Origin of the sequence: Janibacter limosus NBRC 16128, assembly GCF_001570985.1 — a bacterium.
In the GTDB taxonomy this organism is placed as follows: domain Bacteria; phylum Actinomycetota; class Actinomycetes; order Actinomycetales; family Dermatophilaceae; genus Janibacter; species Janibacter limosus.
This window is the reverse complement of sequence record NZ_BCSS01000002.1, coordinates 73,808-89,449: the sequence shown is the minus strand read 5'-3', so window position 1 is coordinate 89,449 and position 15,642 is coordinate 73,808. Positions and strand designations below refer to the sequence as shown.

Annotated in this window: 16 protein-coding genes; 8 read left to right on the top strand and 8 right to left on the bottom strand. The window is 69.5% G+C overall.

The window, feature by feature from the left end; translation table 11 throughout:
• Positions 1-39 precede the first annotated feature (39 nt).
• Entirely contained in the window at positions 40-1,533 is a 1,494-nt protein-coding gene (locus tag JLI01S_RS01235; protein ID WP_068258761.1) for an aldehyde dehydrogenase family protein, read from the bottom strand.
• 88 nt (positions 1,534-1,621) lie between these two features.
• Between JLI01S_RS01235 and JLI01S_RS01230 the strand changes: the two genes are divergently transcribed.
• Complete coding sequence (locus JLI01S_RS01230; protein ID WP_068258758.1) at positions 1,622-2,206, top strand: TetR/AcrR family transcriptional regulator; 585 nt, start codon at positions 1,622-1,624, stop codon at positions 2,204-2,206.
• A 68-nt stretch (positions 2,207-2,274) separates the two neighbouring features.
• Positions 2,275-4,632, top strand: coding sequence for an ATP-binding cassette domain-containing protein (locus tag JLI01S_RS01225; RefSeq protein ID WP_068258756.1), 2,358 nt, complete (start codon positions 2,275-2,277; stop codon positions 4,630-4,632).
• On the opposite strand, the gene JLI01S_RS01220 is transcribed toward JLI01S_RS01225, so the two are convergent.
• The 4 genes from JLI01S_RS01220 to JLI01S_RS01205 form a co-directional block, all read right to left on the bottom strand.
• Complete coding sequence (locus tag JLI01S_RS01220; RefSeq protein ID WP_068258754.1) at positions 4,595-5,464, bottom strand: SDR family oxidoreductase; 870 nt, start codon at positions 5,462-5,464, stop codon at positions 4,595-4,597. The two genes, JLI01S_RS01225 and JLI01S_RS01220, sit on opposite strands and share 38 nt — an antisense overlap.
• Complete coding sequence (locus JLI01S_RS01215) at positions 5,461-6,594, bottom strand: MBL fold metallo-hydrolase (protein WP_068258752.1); 1,134 nt, start codon at positions 6,592-6,594, stop codon at positions 5,461-5,463. The genes JLI01S_RS01220 and JLI01S_RS01215 overlap by 4 nt, the downstream gene beginning before the upstream one ends.
• A gap of 74 nt (positions 6,595-6,668) precedes the next feature.
• The gene (locus JLI01S_RS01210; protein ID WP_068258750.1) at positions 6,669-7,721 is read right to left on the bottom strand and encodes an AraC family transcriptional regulator; all 1,053 of its coding nucleotides are present in this window, start codon (positions 7,719-7,721) and stop codon (positions 6,669-6,671) included.
• A 43-nt stretch (positions 7,722-7,764) separates the two neighbouring features.
• Positions 7,765-9,180, bottom strand: coding sequence for an FAD-binding oxidoreductase (locus tag JLI01S_RS01205; RefSeq protein ID WP_068258748.1), 1,416 nt, complete (start codon positions 9,178-9,180; stop codon positions 7,765-7,767).
• Positions 9,181-9,352: 172 nt separating this feature from the next.
• Between JLI01S_RS01205 and JLI01S_RS01200 the strand changes: the two genes are divergently transcribed.
• On the top strand, positions 9,353-9,685 hold the full coding sequence (locus tag JLI01S_RS01200) for a single-stranded DNA-binding protein (protein ID WP_068258746.1): 333 nt from the start codon (positions 9,353-9,355) through the stop codon (positions 9,683-9,685).
• Between the two features lie 15 nt (positions 9,686-9,700).
• On the opposite strand, the gene JLI01S_RS01195 is transcribed toward JLI01S_RS01200, so the two are convergent.
• Positions 9,701-10,876: a cytochrome P450 gene (locus JLI01S_RS01195; RefSeq protein ID WP_068258744.1), complete on the bottom strand. Its 1,176-nt coding sequence runs from the start codon at positions 10,874-10,876 to the stop codon at positions 9,701-9,703.
• Between the two features lie 84 nt (positions 10,877-10,960).
• Between JLI01S_RS01195 and JLI01S_RS01190 the strand changes: the two genes are divergently transcribed.
• The 5 genes from JLI01S_RS01190 (at position 10,961) to JLI01S_RS01170 (ending at position 13,830) form a co-directional block, all read left to right on the top strand.
• Complete coding sequence (locus JLI01S_RS01190) at positions 10,961-11,479, top strand: putative immunity protein (protein ID WP_068258742.1); 519 nt, start codon at positions 10,961-10,963, stop codon at positions 11,477-11,479.
• 55 nt (positions 11,480-11,534) lie between these two features.
• The gene (locus JLI01S_RS01185; protein WP_068258740.1) at positions 11,535-12,398 is read left to right on the top strand and encodes a GNAT family N-acetyltransferase; all 864 of its coding nucleotides are present in this window, start codon (positions 11,535-11,537) and stop codon (positions 12,396-12,398) included.
• Positions 12,399-12,450: 52 nt separating this feature from the next.
• Complete coding sequence (locus JLI01S_RS01180) at positions 12,451-12,687, top strand: FitA-like ribbon-helix-helix domain-containing protein (RefSeq protein WP_130629261.1); 237 nt, start codon at positions 12,451-12,453, stop codon at positions 12,685-12,687.
• A gap of 160 nt (positions 12,688-12,847) precedes the next feature.
• Complete coding sequence (locus JLI01S_RS01175; RefSeq protein ID WP_068258880.1) at positions 12,848-13,243, top strand: VOC family protein; 396 nt, start codon at positions 12,848-12,850, stop codon at positions 13,241-13,243.
• A 383-nt stretch (positions 13,244-13,626) separates the two neighbouring features.
• On the top strand, positions 13,627-13,830 hold the full coding sequence (locus tag JLI01S_RS01170) for a hypothetical protein (protein WP_068258736.1): 204 nt from the start codon (positions 13,627-13,629) through the stop codon (positions 13,828-13,830).
• Positions 13,831-13,842: 12 nt separating this feature from the next.
• On the opposite strand, the gene JLI01S_RS01165 is transcribed toward JLI01S_RS01170, so the two are convergent.
• Together JLI01S_RS01165 and JLI01S_RS01160 are read right to left on the bottom strand one after the other, a co-directional pair.
• Positions 13,843-14,304, bottom strand: coding sequence for a DUF8821 family protein (locus JLI01S_RS01165; protein WP_068258734.1), 462 nt, complete (start codon positions 14,302-14,304; stop codon positions 13,843-13,845).
• A 606-nt stretch (positions 14,305-14,910) separates the two neighbouring features.
• On the bottom strand, positions 14,911-15,615 hold the full coding sequence (locus tag JLI01S_RS01160) for a 4a-hydroxytetrahydrobiopterin dehydratase (protein WP_068258731.1): 705 nt from the start codon (positions 15,613-15,615) through the stop codon (positions 14,911-14,913).
• Positions 15,616-15,642 lie beyond the last annotated feature (27 nt).

Sequence of the window (15,642 nt, the reverse complement as noted above, 5' to 3'; positions counted from 1 at the left end):
CTCTCTCCCCGTTGTGTGTGTATGTGCGCTGGATGGCGCTCAGCCCTGCGGGTCGTGGAACCATCCCGCCCGGGCGGGCCGCGTGTTGTGCCAGATGTGCTTGGTCTCCTGGTACTCGTGCAGGCCGGCAGTGCCCAGCTCGCGGCCGATGCCCGACTGCTTCATCCCACCCCACTCGGCGGCGGGCACGTAGGGGTGGAAGTCGTTGATCCACACCGTGCCGTGACGCAGTCGTCGGGCCATCCGCTCGGCCCGGCCGGCGTCCTGGGTCCAGACGGCACCGGTCAACCCGTAGATCGTGTCGTTGGCGATGGCGATGGCCGCGTCCTCGGCAGCGTCGCGGGTCTCACCGGAGAAGGTCTCGACGGTGAGCACCGGACCGAAGGACTCCTCCTGCACGCACGTCATGTCACTCGTGCAGCCGTCGAGGATCGTCGGCGGGTAGTAGCTGCCCTTGGACAGGGCACCGCCGGGGCGCTCGCCGCCGCACCGCAGGACGGCACCCTCGGCGACCGCGGCCGCCACATGGGCCTCGACCTTGTCGCGATGGCCGTCGCTGATGAGCGGGCCGGTCTCGGCGCTCTCGTCGAAGGGGCCGCCCATCCGGATCGCCGGGGCGCGACGGACCAGCTCGTCGACGACCTGGTCGTGGATGGACTCCTCGACGACCAGGCGCGAGCCGGCGGAGCACACCTGTCCGGAGTCGAGGAAGATCGCCGTCAGGGCGTTGTCGATCGCTGCGTCGAGGTCGGCGTCGGCGAAGATGATGTTGGGGTTCTTGCCGCCGAGCTCGAGGGCGATCTTCTTCACGGTGCCAGCGGCGGCAGCCATGATCGTCCGGCCGGTCTCGAGACCACCGGTGAACGAGACGAGGTCCACCTCGGGGGCGCTCGTCATCGCCGCTCCGACCGTGGCTCCGGGGCCGAGCACCAGGTTGGCGACGCCCGCCGGCAGCCCTTCCTCGGTGAGGGCGCGCACGAGCCAGATCGCCGTCTGCGGGGTCAGCTCGCTCGGCTTGAGGACGAAGGTGTTGCCGGCAGCCAGGGCCGGCGCCACCTTCCACGCGGTCTGCAGGAGGGGGAAGTTCCACGGGGTGATGAGTGCGCAGACACCAACCGGCTCCGTGACGACCCGCGAGGAGATGTCGGGCATCCCCGCGTCGATGACCCGGCCCGCCTCTGCCTGGGCCAGGGAGGCGAAGTGCCGGAAGACGGCAACGATGTCCTGCATGTCCAGACGCGCCTCGACCATCCGCTTGCCGGTGTCGAGCGCCTCGAGACGCGCGACGTCCTCGAGCTCACGCTCGAGACGGTCTGCGATGCGGGTGAGCAGGGCGGCGCGTTCGGGGGTGGGGGTGCTCGGCCACGGGCCCTCGTCGAAGGCCCGGCGTGCGGCACGGACCGCCTCGAGGGCATCGGCGACGCCCCCTTCGTCCACGGTCACGACCACGGACCGGTCCGCTGGACAGGTGATCTCTCGCGTCTCTCCGGAGGCGGCGGCTCGCCATTCTCCGGCGATGTGCAGCGTTGTCATGGGGCTCCTTGGCTGGGGGCGGGGTGCCACCGACCGTAACGCACGTTTCACCCTTATGTGAAACGAGCGTTACGGTTAGGCTGACCCCATGACGACCGCACCCCGCAAGCGCCCCGCCAGGGAGCGGCTCCTTGCCGCAGCCGACGAGCTGATGTTCGTCGACGGTGTCGTCCTCACGCCGGTCGACGTGATCCTGCGCCGAGCCGGTGCGTCGCCGGCGACCCTCTACTCCAACTTCGGCAACAAGGACGGTCTCATCGCGGCCGCCCTCGAGCGCCGGCTCGAGGACTGGACGCAGGCGTGGGACGCGGCCATCGCCGCCGCGGACTCTCCGACCGGACGCCTCTTCGCGATCTTCCCGGCCCTGCGTGACTACCAGCGCGAGCGGCTGCAGGAACGGTGGTGCGCCTTCAGCGGGACGGCCGCCGCGATGGGCGACCCTGCGCCGGCGATCGCGCGCATGTTGGCCGCCGAGGACGAGCTCCTGCACTCGAGGTTGCTCGAGTTCGCAGCCGAGGTCGCCGGGCCGGAGCGCGCTGCAGACCTGGCCGACCAGGTGGCCGTCGCCTATCTCGGGACCCTCGCCGGGATGCTGCGGGGGGACCAGGAGATCGCCATCGCCCGTGGCGAGCTCGTGGCGCGGACCCTCGTCGCCTCCCTGGTGGGGGAGTGAACGGTGCGTCCTGTGCCGAGGATCTGCTTGGATCGTCAGGTCCCTCCCGACCACCCACAGGAGCGCCGATGCCGCACGACGCCGACAGCCACGACCTCATCCGCGTGCAAGGAGCGAGGGAGAACAACCTCAAGGACATCAGCGTCGACCTGCCCAAGCGGCGCCTGACGGTCTTCACCGGGGTGTCGGGCTCGGGCAAGAGCTCGCTGGTCTTCGGCACGATCGCGGCCGAGTCACGACGTCTGATCGACGAGACCTACAGCGCCTTCCTCCAGGGCTTCATGCCGTCCCTGTCCCGACCCGACGTCGACCACCTCGAGGGCCTGACGACGGCGATCATCGTCGACCAGGAACGCATGGGTGCCAACCCGCGCTCGACCGTGGGCACCGCGACGGACGCCAACGCGATGCTGCGGATCCTCTACTCCCGCCTCGGCCAGCCGCACGTCGGTCCGCCGACCGCCTACTCGTTCAATGTCCCGACCCGCAAGGCAAGTGGGTCGATGACGACCGACAAGGGCACCCACACCGAGCGCAAGACGGTCAAGCAGCAGGTCTACCTCGGAGGCATGTGCCCGCGTTGCGAGGGCATGGGGCAGGTCAGCGACATCGACCTCACCGCTCTCTACGACGACAGCAAGACGCTGCTTGAGGGCGCGCTCACCGTGCCCGGCTACTCGATGGACGGCTGGTACGGCCGCCTCTTCGAGGGCATGGGCCTGCCGATGGACAAGCCCATCGCGAAGTTCACCACGAAGCAGCTCGAGACGATGCTGTACGCCGAGCCGACCCGGATCAAGGTCGAGGGCGTCAACCTCACCTTCGAGGGGATCATCCCCAAGATCCAGAAGTCGATGCTGTCCAAGGACCCCGAGGCGATGCAGCCACACGTGCGCCGCTTCGTCGAGCGGGCCGTGACCTTCCAGACCTGCCCCGAGTGCGCAGGGACGCGCCTGACGCCCGAGGCCCGGTCCTCGAAGATCAACGGCCAGAGCATCGCCGACCTGTGCGCCATGCAGATCAACGACCTCGCCGCGTGGGTGCGCGAGCTCGACGAGCCCGGCTTCGAGCCGCTGCTGAAGGGGCTGCAGCACCTCCTCGACTCCTTCACCGAGATCGGCCTGGGCTACCTCTCGCTCGACCGACCCGCCGGGACCCTGTCCGGGGGAGAGGCGCAGCGGGCCAAGATGATCCGCCACCTGGGCTCCTCGCTCACCGATGTCACCTACGTCTTCGACGAGCCGACGATCGGGCTGCACCCGCACGACATCGCCCGGATGAACGACCTGCTCCTGCGGCTGCGCGACAAGGGCAACACCGTCCTCGTCGTCGAGCACAAGCCCGAGACGATCGCCATCGCCGACCACGCCGTCGACCTCGGTCCGCTGGCAGGGTCGAAGGGAGGCGAGATCGTCTTCGAGGGCACCGTCGAGGAGCTGCGGGCGAGTGACACCCTTACCGGCCGTCACCTCGACCACCGGGCTCACCTCAAGGACGAGGTGCGTTCTGCAGCAGGGAGGCTCGAGATCCGGGGCGCCGACACCCACAACCTCAAGGACGTCGACGTCGACATCCCGCTCGGGGTGCTCGCGGTCGTGACAGGTGTGGCCGGCTCCGGCAAGAGCTCGCTCGTCCACGGGGGCCTCGACCACCGAGACGAGGTCGTCGTCGTCGACCAGGCGGCGATCAAGGGCTCGCGTCGCAGCAACCCCGCGACCTACACCGGTCTGCTCGAGCCGGTCCGCAAGGCCTTCGCCAAGGCCAACGGCGTCAAGCCCGCGCTCTTCAGCTCCAACTCCGAGGGTGCCTGCCCGACGTGCAACGGCGCGGGCGTGATCTTCACCGAGCTCGGTGTCATGGCGACGGTCGAGTCGCCCTGCGAGGACTGCGAGGGGCGCCGGTTCCAGGACGCCGTGCTCGAGTACGAGCTCGCCGGCAAGAACATCGCTGATGTCCTCGAGATGTCGATGAGCGACGCGCTGGACTTCTTCGCCACGGACGGTCCGGCCAGCCTGCCGGCCGCGCACAAGATCCTCGCCCGCCTCGTCGACGTCGGTCTGGGCTACCTCACGCTCGGACAGCCGCTCACGGCACTGTCCGGCGGTGAGCGCCAGCGTCTCAAGCTCGCCGTGCACATGGGCGACAAGGGGGAGGTCTTCGTCCTCGACGAGCCCACCACCGGCCTGCACCTGGCCGACGTCGACAACCTCCTCGGCCTCCTCGACCGGCTCGTCGACTCCGGCAAGTCGGTCATCGTCATCGAGCACCACCAGGCCGTCATGGCCCACGCCGACTGGATCATCGACCTCGGTCCAGGGGCGGGCTACGAGGGCGGCGAGGTGGTCTTCGAGGGCACACCTACCGACCTCGTGGCGAAGGGAGCCACCCTCACCGCCCAGCACCTCGCCGACTACGTCGGGGGCTGACAGCTCGCTTCTTGAGCATCTTCTTCTGCACCCGCCGGCCCTGGGCCGTGACGAGTGGGAGTGCGGCCATCCCCACGGACGGGAAGACGTCGCCCAGCCGGCACACAGCGCCCCGCCAGCCGGGAACGGCGGTGACCAGTCGCGGGTTGTCGAGCACCTTGGCGACGGCCTCCACGACGTCCTCGGGCTGGAGCAGCTTCCCGGAGAAGGACAGGGCGGCTCCGGGGTCGTCGAGCTTGTCGTGCAGCATCGGTGTCCAGATCCCGTCCGGGCAGATGCAGGAGATGTCGATGTCCTTGACCTTGGCCGCCCGCAGGTCGGCGATGGTGCTGAGGCTGAACCCCATGACGGCGTGCTTGGAGGCCGCGTACACACTCTCACCCGGCACCGCCGAGATGCCGGCGAGCGAGGCGATGTTGACGACGTGGCCGCCTCCGGAGGACCGCATGGCGTCCACGGCCGCGAGCGTGCCGTTCATGGTGCCGAGCGCGTTGACCTCGAGGGTCAGTCGTCGCTGCTGCTCGTCGTGCTCCCAGACGGGTCCGGTGAAGAGGACACCGGCGTTGTTGACCCAGACGTCGAGGCGACCGGCCCACTCCACGACGCGGTCCCGGGCGGCGAGCACGGCGGCCTCGTCACGGACGTCGACCACCATGGCCTGCGCGCGCTCGCCGAGCTCGGCGGCTGCCGTCTCAGCGGCGTCCCCGTCGACGTCGGTGACCAGGACCTGGTACTGGCGCTTCACGAGCAGCTCGGCGATCTGCCGGCCAAGGCCACGACCTGCCCCGGTGACGACCGCGCCTGCAGGCCAACGGTGCTCCGGCGCGCTCATCGACGGCCGCCTGTGATCGTGCCGTAGTCGATGCCGCCGTGGTTGTAGGTGGGCACGACGGGCCAGAAGCGCTTCCAGGGGGCGAGCTCGCTGGAAGGGAGGATCTGCAGCCAGCGGGGGTCGTCCTTGCACGGGTCGGCCAAGGTCTTCTCCTTGATCATCGAGTCGTACTGGTCGAGCGAGTCCTCGAGGGTGTTGCCGTTGGGGCAGATCTCGCGACCGTACTGCTGGTGGTAGATCTTCACGCCGGGGATCTTCGACTGCTCGGGCTGCCAGTTGTCCAGGGCGATGCCGTTCTCGGAGGAGACCCACACGCCATCAGGGGTGTTGACCACGAGGGAGTGGTTGCCGTCGGTGTGGCCCGGGGTCCACAGCAGCGCGACGCCGGGGCCCAGCTCGATGTCACCCTCGAAGGTCGCGAACTTCGACAGGTCGACGCCCTCGAGGCTGCCCTCGACGTACCAAGCCCATTGCATCGGGTGCAGCGACTGCAGGGTCGCGAGCTCGCGGGAGTTCACGAGCATCTTCGCGTCGCCGAAGATCGGCTGGCGCGGAGCGCGCTCGCCGGGGATGGTCGCCGAGGAGCCCAGGATCATCCTCGGGTCCTGCACGTGCAGGTGGTCGAAGGCGCAGTAGTCGATGTCCTGCGCCGTCAGCCCGAGCTGGCGCAGCACGTCGTCGGGCTCGTTGTAGTAGTTGACGATGAACTTCTCGGCCCGGTTGGCGTAGGGGATCTTGTTGGTCAGCTTCTGCAGCTTGGCGAAGAAGGGCGCCTGGGCCGACCCCTCTGGCACGGTGGGTTCGAAGACGAGGGTGCGGGCGTTCCCGTCCCAGTCGTCGTACTGGACGACGACCATCCGGTTGAGGATCGGGATGAGGGGGCTGTGGGGCCCGATGACCGCGGTGTTGAAGCCGTACTTGACCGGGTAGGGGGCCGAGGCGATGTCGACCGACTTCACGGCCTTGACCTGGCCCTCGGCCTTGAACCGCGCCTTGTAGGCGAGCGCCGCCTCACGCACAGCAGCGAGCCGGTCTCCCCGCGGCCAGACGTCGTGCACGCCCTCGAACTCGGGGATGGTGCGGGCGCCGATCGTCTCGACGGGTGTGGTGCTCGTGCTGGTCGTCGTCACGTTGAGCCTCCTTGATCTCGGTGAATGGTTGGGCTGGGTCCAGCATCCCTTGATGACCGCCCCGACAACTTGACTCAGCGCGACATCGTGGCGGGGATCTCATCGGTGGCTCGCAGCTCGCGAGGGGACCTGCCGGTCCAGCGCCGCACCGCCCGACTCAGCGTGCTCTGGGCGGAGAAGCCGACCACGGTCGCGATCTGCGTCAGTCGCAGGTCGGTCGTGGTGATGAGGCGAAGGGCGGTGACGCGCCGGACGTCGTCGAGCACGAGCTCGTAGGAGGTCCCCTCGGCAGCGAGCGCTCGTTGCAGGGTCCGAGGATGGGTCCCCATGAGGCGAGCGACGTCGTGCAGGGCATGGCCGGTCGTCCCCACGAGCTCGGTGAGGAGGCGTCGCGTCCGGACGGAGACCATCTCGGCCGGGTCGCGGTGGTGCCGGGCGAGGTGGGCGATGGCCAGCCCGCGGATGGCGCTGTCGGCACCCTCGAAGCGCAGATCCATCGCGTGCCGGTCCATCCGCAGTGCGGCGACCTTGGTGTGGAAGCGCACCGGCGTGCCGAAGACCTCGTCGTACCTGTCGATGGGCGACATCGGCGCGTGGGGCAGGTCGATCGACCTCAGTCCGACGTCCGTGCCGACGAGAGTCGTGGCGATGCGCAAGAGCAGCCCCATCCCGAGCTCCATCGCCTGCGGGGAGTAGGGCGACTCCTGCAGCTCCTTGCGATAGGTGATGGCGACGACGCCCCGGACACCGCTCGGGTCGTCCTCGACCGCGATCCGCAGGGCCGGGCTGTGCACGAAGAGGAACCGGCTGGCGCACTCCAGGGCGGCGCTGACAGTGGGGGAGGACTCGATGGCGAGCGCCAGCGGGCCGAGGATGCTCAGGTCCTGCGCCCCTGAGAGCCGCAGCCCGAGGTCGGGGCAGCCCAGCTCCCTTCCCGCGGCGTCGAGCATGAGGTCGTGCGCCGTGATGGGGATGAGTCCGTCATCGTCGTGCAGGACCTGCGGGTCGAGCCCGAAGCGTCGCAGGAGCGCGTCAGGGTCACCACCCAGGCCCCGGACCAAGGGGCCAAATCCTCGCAGGCTGGCCGCCCGGATGACGGAGACATCACTGGGGGCCGACCGCTGCATCCGCCCAGTCTGGCCCAGACCCTGGTCCGTGGAGGATCGAGTCTCAGTGCAGGATCGAGTCCGGGTCGTAGCGGCGACGAGCTGCAGCGAGCTTGTCGTAGTTGCCGGCGAAGTACCGCCTCTGCGACTGGCCCGACTCGACGTAGCCGTAGTACCCGCCCCTGCTGTGGCTGCTGACGAGGTCGTGCGCGTGGGCGATCCACTCCTCGGCGGGGGTGTACCCGCTGGACGAGGCGACGCCCACGTACCATTGGACGCTCGCGACGTGGTTGCGCCAGGGGAAGGCGGTGGCGGCCAATGCCGGTGCGGCCATGGCACCGTCGAGAGGGTCGAGGATCGCCGACGCGGCCAGCCCCCGGGATGCTGCCGATCGCACCGCGCCCTCCACGGTCTGCGCAGCATCCGAGGTCATGGTGCGCACGATGTCCGACCCCGCGGAGAACCGCGTGCGCGGCGTGGTCGACCCGCCGCCCAGGTACCTGATGCCAGCCATGTGCGTCCGTGTCGTGGTGCTCGTGCTCAGCGGGGTGACGCCGACGGCTCGACGCAAAGAGGCCGCGCGGGTCGCCTCGAGCCCGACGGGGGTGACGCCGAAGACGCGCACCGAGATCGACGACCCTGCGGTGTCGACGTGCGCGTTGGCCCAGGTGTCCCTCGGCTGGTCGGCCATCCAGGCGGCCCATTGGCGCAGGACCGTCGCGGTGGAGCTTGCCGGGAAGGTGACGTTGAAGAAGCCCATCGACGTGGCGGGGATCGTGCGGTAGGTGAAGTCGGCGACCATCGCGGCTCCGGACCCGCCGCCACGCAGCGCCCAGAAGAGGTCGGGGTCGCGGTTGGCGTCGACCTTGCGGATGACGCCTCGCCCGTCGATGACGGTGGCGGACACCAGTCGGTCGACGGTCAGGCCGTACCGGCGGCTGTCGACGCCCAGTCCTCCGACGAGGGTGAGCCCAGAGGACCCCACTGTCGGGCAGGTACCTGTCGGGATGGACCGTCCGTAGCGGGAGATGCTGTCGTGCACGGAGTACAGATCTGCTCCGGACTGCACGGTGACCTGCGACCGGTCCGCAGTGGCGTAGACCTTGGTGTACGACCGGGTGTCGATGACCAGCGCGCCCGCCATCCTCGAGGCCCCGATGTACGAGTGGCCGCCGGAGCGGCCGGTGATCGTCAGGCCGTGGTCACGGGCGAAGGCGATGCAGGTGGAGATGTCCTGTCGGGAGAGGATCCGGGCCAGCGCTGCGGGCCGGCGGTAGTCCCATCTCGGGTCGAAGAGGGGGACCCGGCTCTCGTACCGCGTCGATCCAGGGAGCGACGCGCTCCCGGCCAGGGTGCGGTCGAGGTCGGCCCAGTCCCCGGGGCTGGGGCCGGTGACCGTGGGTGCCGCGAAGGCACTGCTGGCGGCGGCCAGGGGCAGCGCTGCCCCGGCGCCGATGACGGCTCGGCGGGAGATGTCCATGCGGAGTCAGACGTCTGCAGGGTGCACATGGTTGGGACCGTGACTCAGTCGTGACCTCCACCGTGTCCACACCCTCGGGATGCTGGCGACAGCCACCCACAGGCAGGAGCCGCACCCCGCGCAGCCTCGTTGTCGCGTCCAGTCTGGGACCACGACGACGAAGGGGGACGACGTGGCTGACACGACCACGGACGAGCCGGTGCTCGAGACCAACCAGGTCGAGATCACCGGGCGGGTGAGCGGCGACCCGACCGTGCGGGAGTTGCCCAGCGGTGACGAGCTGGTCACGCTGCGCGTGGTGGTGAGCAGGGGAGAGGGCCAGCCGGTCGACACCATCGACTGCGCCTGCTGGAGTGCCGGTGCCAGACGTGCCGCGCTCCGCCAGGTCGACGGCACGCGCGTGAGGGTCGAAGGGAGCTTGCGTCGCCGCTTCTTCCGCACACCCGGCGGGGCCGCCAGCCGCTACGAGGTCGAGGTCGCGCGGCTGGTGCGGGATCGACGGTGACGACGCGACCCGGGCTCAGGCCGACGGACGCGCCGGGATGCGGGAGGCATCGAAGCGCAGTGGACCTCTGCGGTGCGGTAGATCGGCCAGCTCTCGCACGAGGACGTCAAGGACCTCCACGACGGCCGGCTCGCCGGGGCACCGGTGACCGCGCTCGACGTTGCCGCCACCCTGTGGCACGAACTCGTAGGGTGCCGGCTCATAGCCAAGGAACCGCTCGGGTCGGAACGACCACGGGTGGTCCCACCGGGCGGGGTCATGGTTGGTCGCCACGACGTGCAGGAGCACCCGCTGGCCCCTGCGGACGTGGTGGCCGTGCCAGGAGAGGTCCTCGCGAGCCCGGGCGGCAAGCATCGGGACAAAGGGGTAGTGGCGACGGATCTCGTGGCCGAAGGCGCGGCACGACAGCGCGTCCCCGCCCGACCCCACACGCTCCACCCAGTCGGGACGTGTCCGCAGGGCCAAGGGCACGAAGGCACCGAAGTACGCCACCGCAACCTGCGGTCGGATCAGGTTGAGCAGCTCGACGGCCGCCACCTCGACCGGCAGGAGGCAACCCTGATCATCGACGGCCGAGGCGACGACGTCCACCGGAGCCGAGCCCTCGACTCCGCGACGCGCGGCTCGCACCGCGTCCGCCGCCCACGCCTCGCACCGTCGACGGGCCAGCCGGCCCCTCAGGTACCGAGTCGGGCTGCCCAGCCCTTCCACGATGGCCGTCAGGTCACGGCTGCGACGGATGGCCTCAACATCACCCAGACCAGCCCATCGCAGAGCCGCCACGCCGAGCACCTCGGACAAGCTGCCGAAGAGTTGCTCCGGAACCTGCTCGCCGTCCCGGTCTATCCGCTCGCGCCACGACCGGACGACCTGCTCCCGGACCGCCACCACACCGGCATCGTCCAGCGACTGCAGGTGGATCGCCTTGCGGTGCCGGTGGGCCGAACCGTCCAGGCCGTGGATGGTGCCGACGCCGAAGATCTCGTCCGACAACGTCGCAGGGACAGCTCCCTGCCTGCTCATGAGCTCCGTGTCGTAGAACAACCGCGCACCCTCGTCCCCGGCCACGAGCAGCGCGGGACGACCGAGGACCCGCACCCTGCGCGCCGCAGGACGTTCGGAGCTCTCAGCCATGAGGGGTTCGGCCAAGTACCCACGGGTGAGCAGCTGCCACGAGATCTCCGGCGTCATCTGCTGTGCCTACCCCCCACCACAAACCCAAAACGCGGGGCTCGTGCTTCCGCAGCAGTTGCCGGTGAACCTAGTGTGGAGAGCATGATCCTGCCCACGCTCCGGGACACACGGCTCGTCACCATTCGGCGCGGCGGGACGCTCACCGACACCGACCACCAGCTGCTGGCTCGGTGGGCCGCCGACTGCGCCGAGCACGTGCTCGCGCTCTTCGAGCAGGACCGGCCGGACGACTCTCGCCTTCGGGAGGCCGTTGCCGCCACGCGTGCCTGGGCCGCAGGTGGTCTGCCGATGATGCAGGCACGGGCCGTTGGTGGGCACGCCATGGGAGCCGCCCGGGACCTGTCCGGGCCAGCACGATTCGCTGCCTACGCAGCCGGTCAGGCAGCCTGCGTCGGCCACGTCGCCGAGCACGATCTCGGCGCTGCCGCGTACGCCATCAAGGCCGCCGTCGCAGCCGCCCCGCACGGCGAAGGGGAGTCCGTCCGCCTCGACGAGAACGCCTGGCAGCGGGCCAGGCTCCCCGAGGCCGTGCGAGACCTGGTCCTCGAGGACCAGCGCCGACGCAACGACATCTGCTGGTCCGTCTTCGACGTCACCTGACCGACGCTCTCGAAAATGGGTGGCGACGATCACGCGCCACTGCTGGACTCGCTGCATGAGCATCCTCCTGCGCACCCCCTCGGCCGGCGAGCTCGCCGCGATCACCGAAGAGGTGGGGGAGTGGCACACCGACTCAACCCCCTTCCAGCTGCACCCCGGCGACATCGGGTGGTTCGGTTGGCGTGGGGACGAGGTGACCGCCGCGGCCCTGCGGACCTGGTGGCGTGACGGGCGGCTGGTCGCAGCTGGGCTGCTCGACGGACCGGGGTTGCTCCGGCTGGCCGTGGCGCCGGCTGCCATGACGGACCCGTACGTGGCCGACGCCGTGGCGAGTGACATCGTCCATGAGGACGGTCGGGCACTACCCGCCGGCGAGGCCGACGTGGAGGCTCCGTCCGGTGCCACCCTCCGGGATGCACTCGTCACCCGCGGCTGGACATCGGGTGACGAGTGGACCCACCTTCGTCGGGATCTCTCGAGGCCGATCACCGTGCCCACCGACCTGCGGATCGAGGCCGTCGACGCGCGAAATGCGCACCTCCGCACGGACGTCCATCGCGCAGCCTTCGTCAGCGAGGCCTTCACCGACGAGCGGTGGCGTTCCGTCGCCGCCACACCCGCCTACCGCAGCGCGCGGTGTCTCGTCGGACTCGTCGGGGAAGTGCCGGCCACCGCGATCACGGTCTGGTCGGCGGGAGAGGGGCGCCCGGGGATCATCGAGCCGATGGGCGTGAACCCGGCACAGCGCGGGCACGGCCACGGAGTCGCCATCACCCTGGCCGGTGCTGCTGCCCTCCGGGACATGGGGTGCTCCAGCGCGCGGGTCGGGACGCCATCGACCAACACGGCGGCGGTGGCCACCTATGTGGCTGCCGGCTTCGAGGCGTGGGCAACCGTCGACGACCTGCGGCGCGCGTAGAGACACCGCCCACCGGCTCGAGTACCTTGGGTGGCGAAGGGGTGTGATCCAGATGACATTCACCATCCGCAACCTCGACTCCGGTGTCGAGACCCGGCTGACGGAGCTCGCGACCAGCCATGGCCGCACGATGGAGGCCGAGGCAGCCGAGATCCTCACCGCTGCGACCCGAGGGGATGCCCCGGACAGCAGTGCCGTCATGGGGCTCTACGTCTCGGCCCGGCGCGTCGTCTCCAAGGAGGCCCTGGCCCCGCCGACGCAGGTCGACTTCTGCCCTGACGGGTTCTGAGGCCGTCCGTTCTGCGCGTGTGTCGTGAGCACGCGCGTTGTCCGCAGGCCCTTGCGTCCGCTGGGCCCGAGGAGAATGCTTGGCCCACCAGTCGTCGCCGGCGTCCGCCTGCCCGATCCCCTCGCATCACGGACCCGACCTGGTGCTCACGGAGGTCGCCATGCCGTTCCCTGCCCTGACCCACGTCGCCATCACCGTCACGGACCTGGAGGCCAGCACCAGCTGGTACAGCCAGCTCTTCGGCGCCGATCCCGTCCTCGACGAGGACGAGGAGTCGGGCGCCTTCCACCATGCGGTCTTCGCTCTTGGTGGCGGCACTCTCTTCGGGATCCACACCCACACCGGTTCTACCGCCACGGGCTCTTTCGACGAGAAGCAGACCGGGCTGGACCACATCGCCTTCGCGATCGAGCGCAGCGAGCTCGAGACCTGGGTGTCCACGCTCGACCGCCTGGGCATCGCCCACAGCGGGGTCAGGGACGCGTCCTACGGGTCGGGCATCTCCTTCCGTGACCCGGACAACATCGCCCTGGAGCTCTTCGCGCCGCCGGCCTGAGCGAAGGACCATGATGGGCGGATGACTCGACAGGGGAGTGGTCTGCGGACAGCGCTCGTCGTGGAGGTGCCCGAGGTCGAGCCGGCCGTGGGCGACATCCGACGCGATCTGGACCCGATGGCGGGCAGGGGAGTGCCGCCCCACGTGACGGTGCTCTTCCGTTCGTCCCGCTCGACGAGCTCGATACCACGATCGTGGCCCGGCTCGAGTCCGTCTTCCGGCAGGCAGCACCCTTCGAGCACTGCTTTGTCGGGACCCGATGGTGTGGCGACGAGGTCCTGTGGCTCGCCTCCGATGCGGACGTGTAGCTGCGCGGCCTCACCGACCTCGTCGTTGTCGAGTTCCCCGCGTGTCAGCCCTACGGTGGTGAGCACGCAGAGGTCGTGCCGCACCTGACGATCGCGGACCACGCACCACTCGATGCCATGCGCTTCGCAGCGGCCGAGGTGGGCCCACGGCTGCCGATCTGCGTGGTCACCACGTCGATCTCGCTGCTGGCCGAGCGACCGTCGGGCGACTGGACCATGGAGCGGCGCTTCGATCTAGGACGGGGCGCCGCCCAGCCCGTCGACCCGCTCGTCGACTGAAGCGGCTCACGGTCAGTAATCGCCCTTGATGACGAAATAGGTGCCGCGGATCGTGCCGGCCAGCTTCGACTTCTGGCGGGCCCACTTGAAGGCCGCGAGCTCCTCGGGCGCGTCCATGCCCTCCGAGAGCTTGAAGCCGACAGCACGCTTGCCGCCCTCGGCGAGCGTGTAGAGGACATTGACCGCCAGGCCGCACTCGTAGAAGACGTGCGCCCACCGGATCCCGTCGACCTCGGCCAGGCTGGCCTCGAGGGCGGGGGAGGAGATGACGATGTCACGCTCCTCGCGCAGGATCCGGGTCACCCATTCGACGATCTCCGTGGCCTGTGCTGCGGACTCGACCGTGAAGGCGTGGTCGTACTTGTTCTTGAAGTAGCGAGCCTCGTTGGCGCGCAGACCAGCGAGCGCGTCAGCCACCGGCGAGCTCTCGAGGCCTGAGGTGGAGACATCCTTGAAGTCGACGGTGTGAGCCATGCGGTCAGCATGCTCAGCCCTGCTCGTCGCGGCAACTGCGCTCGTGCGTTATGTCAGGTTGTGTGCTCGTCCGTCTAGTGGAAGCACAAGAGACCTGAGCAGGGAGGCGAGGCCAGGTCCAGGTCGCGGGACGGGCGGCACCATTTTGCCCGGACACACCTGCGTCGCTGATGCGCGTCATTCACCAGCGGCCTGCGCGTGGAGTGCAATCGTCGGCAACGGCTCTCAGAGGCAACCATGAGTGCGGCCGCGGGGCCCAAGGAGGGGGCCAGACGCACATCTCCTCACATCGCCGATAATCCACATTATGTCACTTCACGTCGTGAAGTGACACCTGCAGAGCGGCCGGGACCTGTCCCCTGCCGCACGATTCACACACGCTTGGCGACGAGCTCGACGAGTGTGCCGTCCGGGTCGCGCGCCATGGCGAGCGTCATTCCCGGTGTCCTGAGGTGGGCGTGTGTGCGGGAGTGTCCCGCCGGACCAGCGACTCGAAGGTCATGTCGAGGTCGTCTACCCAAAACACAAGACTCATCGCGGCAGCACCGACCTAGGCGTCGAGACCATGGCACCCGACGAGCGGCATCAGCGCTGCTGATGCGCGCCTCAACCCTGTGCCGACGAGGTGTCGGCGCAGACAATGCCTCGGTTGCCGTCCTGGTCGGCGATCACGGTCAGGCCCGGGGACTGGCTGTCGTCGACGACGATGCCGCCTGCTGCGACGGCTGCGGCGACCCGCTGCTCGACCACCTCGGGTGCCACGTAGACCTCGACGTGGAAGGACCGTGGCGCGCTGCCCCCTTCGTCAGCCTCGCCGAACCACAGGTTGGGTACCCGTCCCGTCACGTCGCGAATCTCGTCGCTCGGCGAACCGTGCCCTTGGGCATCGGCGTCACCGGTCAGCAGAGCCGCCCACACGGGCGCGACCGCGGCGGAGTCGGACGTGTCCAGACCGAGCTCGACATGGCTGACCGACGCTGGGTCGGCTGCCAGTCCCTGCTCAGCCGCGAGCTGCGTGATCCGCCGCGCGAGGTCGACGTCCTGCTGGGTCACCCACTCGAAGACGAGCTCGTTGCCGTCGTCATCGCGGTACACGGCGTCCGCGGAGATGAGCCTCAGGTCCACGAACCCGGGCCCCATCGACACCCTGGGATGGTGACCGATCGAGTCGCCCCCCTCCCCCACTGCCGCAACGAATCTCGCGCTCGTTGTGAAGTCATCTGCCAGATATCGGGCGTGCAGGCCCTGCGCCAGCTTGCGCCAGTCGGTCAGGCCGGCGCGGGCGATCTGCTCCCCCATGAGTGCGTCCATGACACTCGAGGCTAGCGCCGAGCCACG

Bases quoted from the DNA above. Each gene is read 5' to 3' on its own strand.
- JLI01S_RS01160 (WP_068258731.1), bottom strand. From the start codon at position 15,615: ATGGACGCACTCATGGGGGAGCAGATCGCCCGCGCCGGCCTGACCGAC.
- JLI01S_RS01220 (WP_068258754.1), bottom strand. From the start codon at position 5,464: ATGAGCGCGCCGGAGCACCGTTGGCCTGCAGGCGCGGTCGTCACCGGG.
- JLI01S_RS01175 (WP_068258880.1), top strand. From the start codon at position 12,848: ATGCCGTTCCCTGCCCTGACCCACGTCGCCATCACCGTCACGGACCTG.
- JLI01S_RS01235 (WP_068258761.1), bottom strand. From the start codon at position 1,533: ATGACAACGCTGCACATCGCCGGAGAATGGCGAGCCGCCGCCTCCGGA.
- JLI01S_RS01205 (WP_068258748.1), bottom strand. From the start codon at position 9,180: ATGGACATCTCCCGCCGAGCCGTCATCGGCGCCGGGGCAGCGCTGCCC.
- JLI01S_RS01210 (WP_068258750.1), bottom strand. From the start codon at position 7,721: ATGCAGCGGTCGGCCCCCAGTGATGTCTCCGTCATCCGGGCGGCCAGC.
- JLI01S_RS01225 (WP_068258756.1), top strand. From the start codon at position 2,275: ATGCCGCACGACGCCGACAGCCACGACCTCATCCGCGTGCAAGGAGCG.
- JLI01S_RS01195 (WP_068258744.1), bottom strand. From the start codon at position 10,876: ATGACGCCGGAGATCTCGTGGCAGCTGCTCACCCGTGGGTACTTGGCC.
- JLI01S_RS01190 (WP_068258742.1), top strand. From the start codon at position 10,961: ATGATCCTGCCCACGCTCCGGGACACACGGCTCGTCACCATTCGGCGC.
- JLI01S_RS01165 (WP_068258734.1), bottom strand. From the start codon at position 14,304: ATGGCTCACACCGTCGACTTCAAGGATGTCTCCACCTCAGGCCTCGAG.
- JLI01S_RS01180 (WP_130629261.1), top strand. From the start codon at position 12,451: ATGACATTCACCATCCGCAACCTCGACTCCGGTGTCGAGACCCGGCTG.
- JLI01S_RS01185 (WP_068258740.1), top strand. From the start codon at position 11,535: ATGAGCATCCTCCTGCGCACCCCCTCGGCCGGCGAGCTCGCCGCGATC.
- JLI01S_RS01230 (WP_068258758.1), top strand. From the start codon at position 1,622: ATGACGACCGCACCCCGCAAGCGCCCCGCCAGGGAGCGGCTCCTTGCC.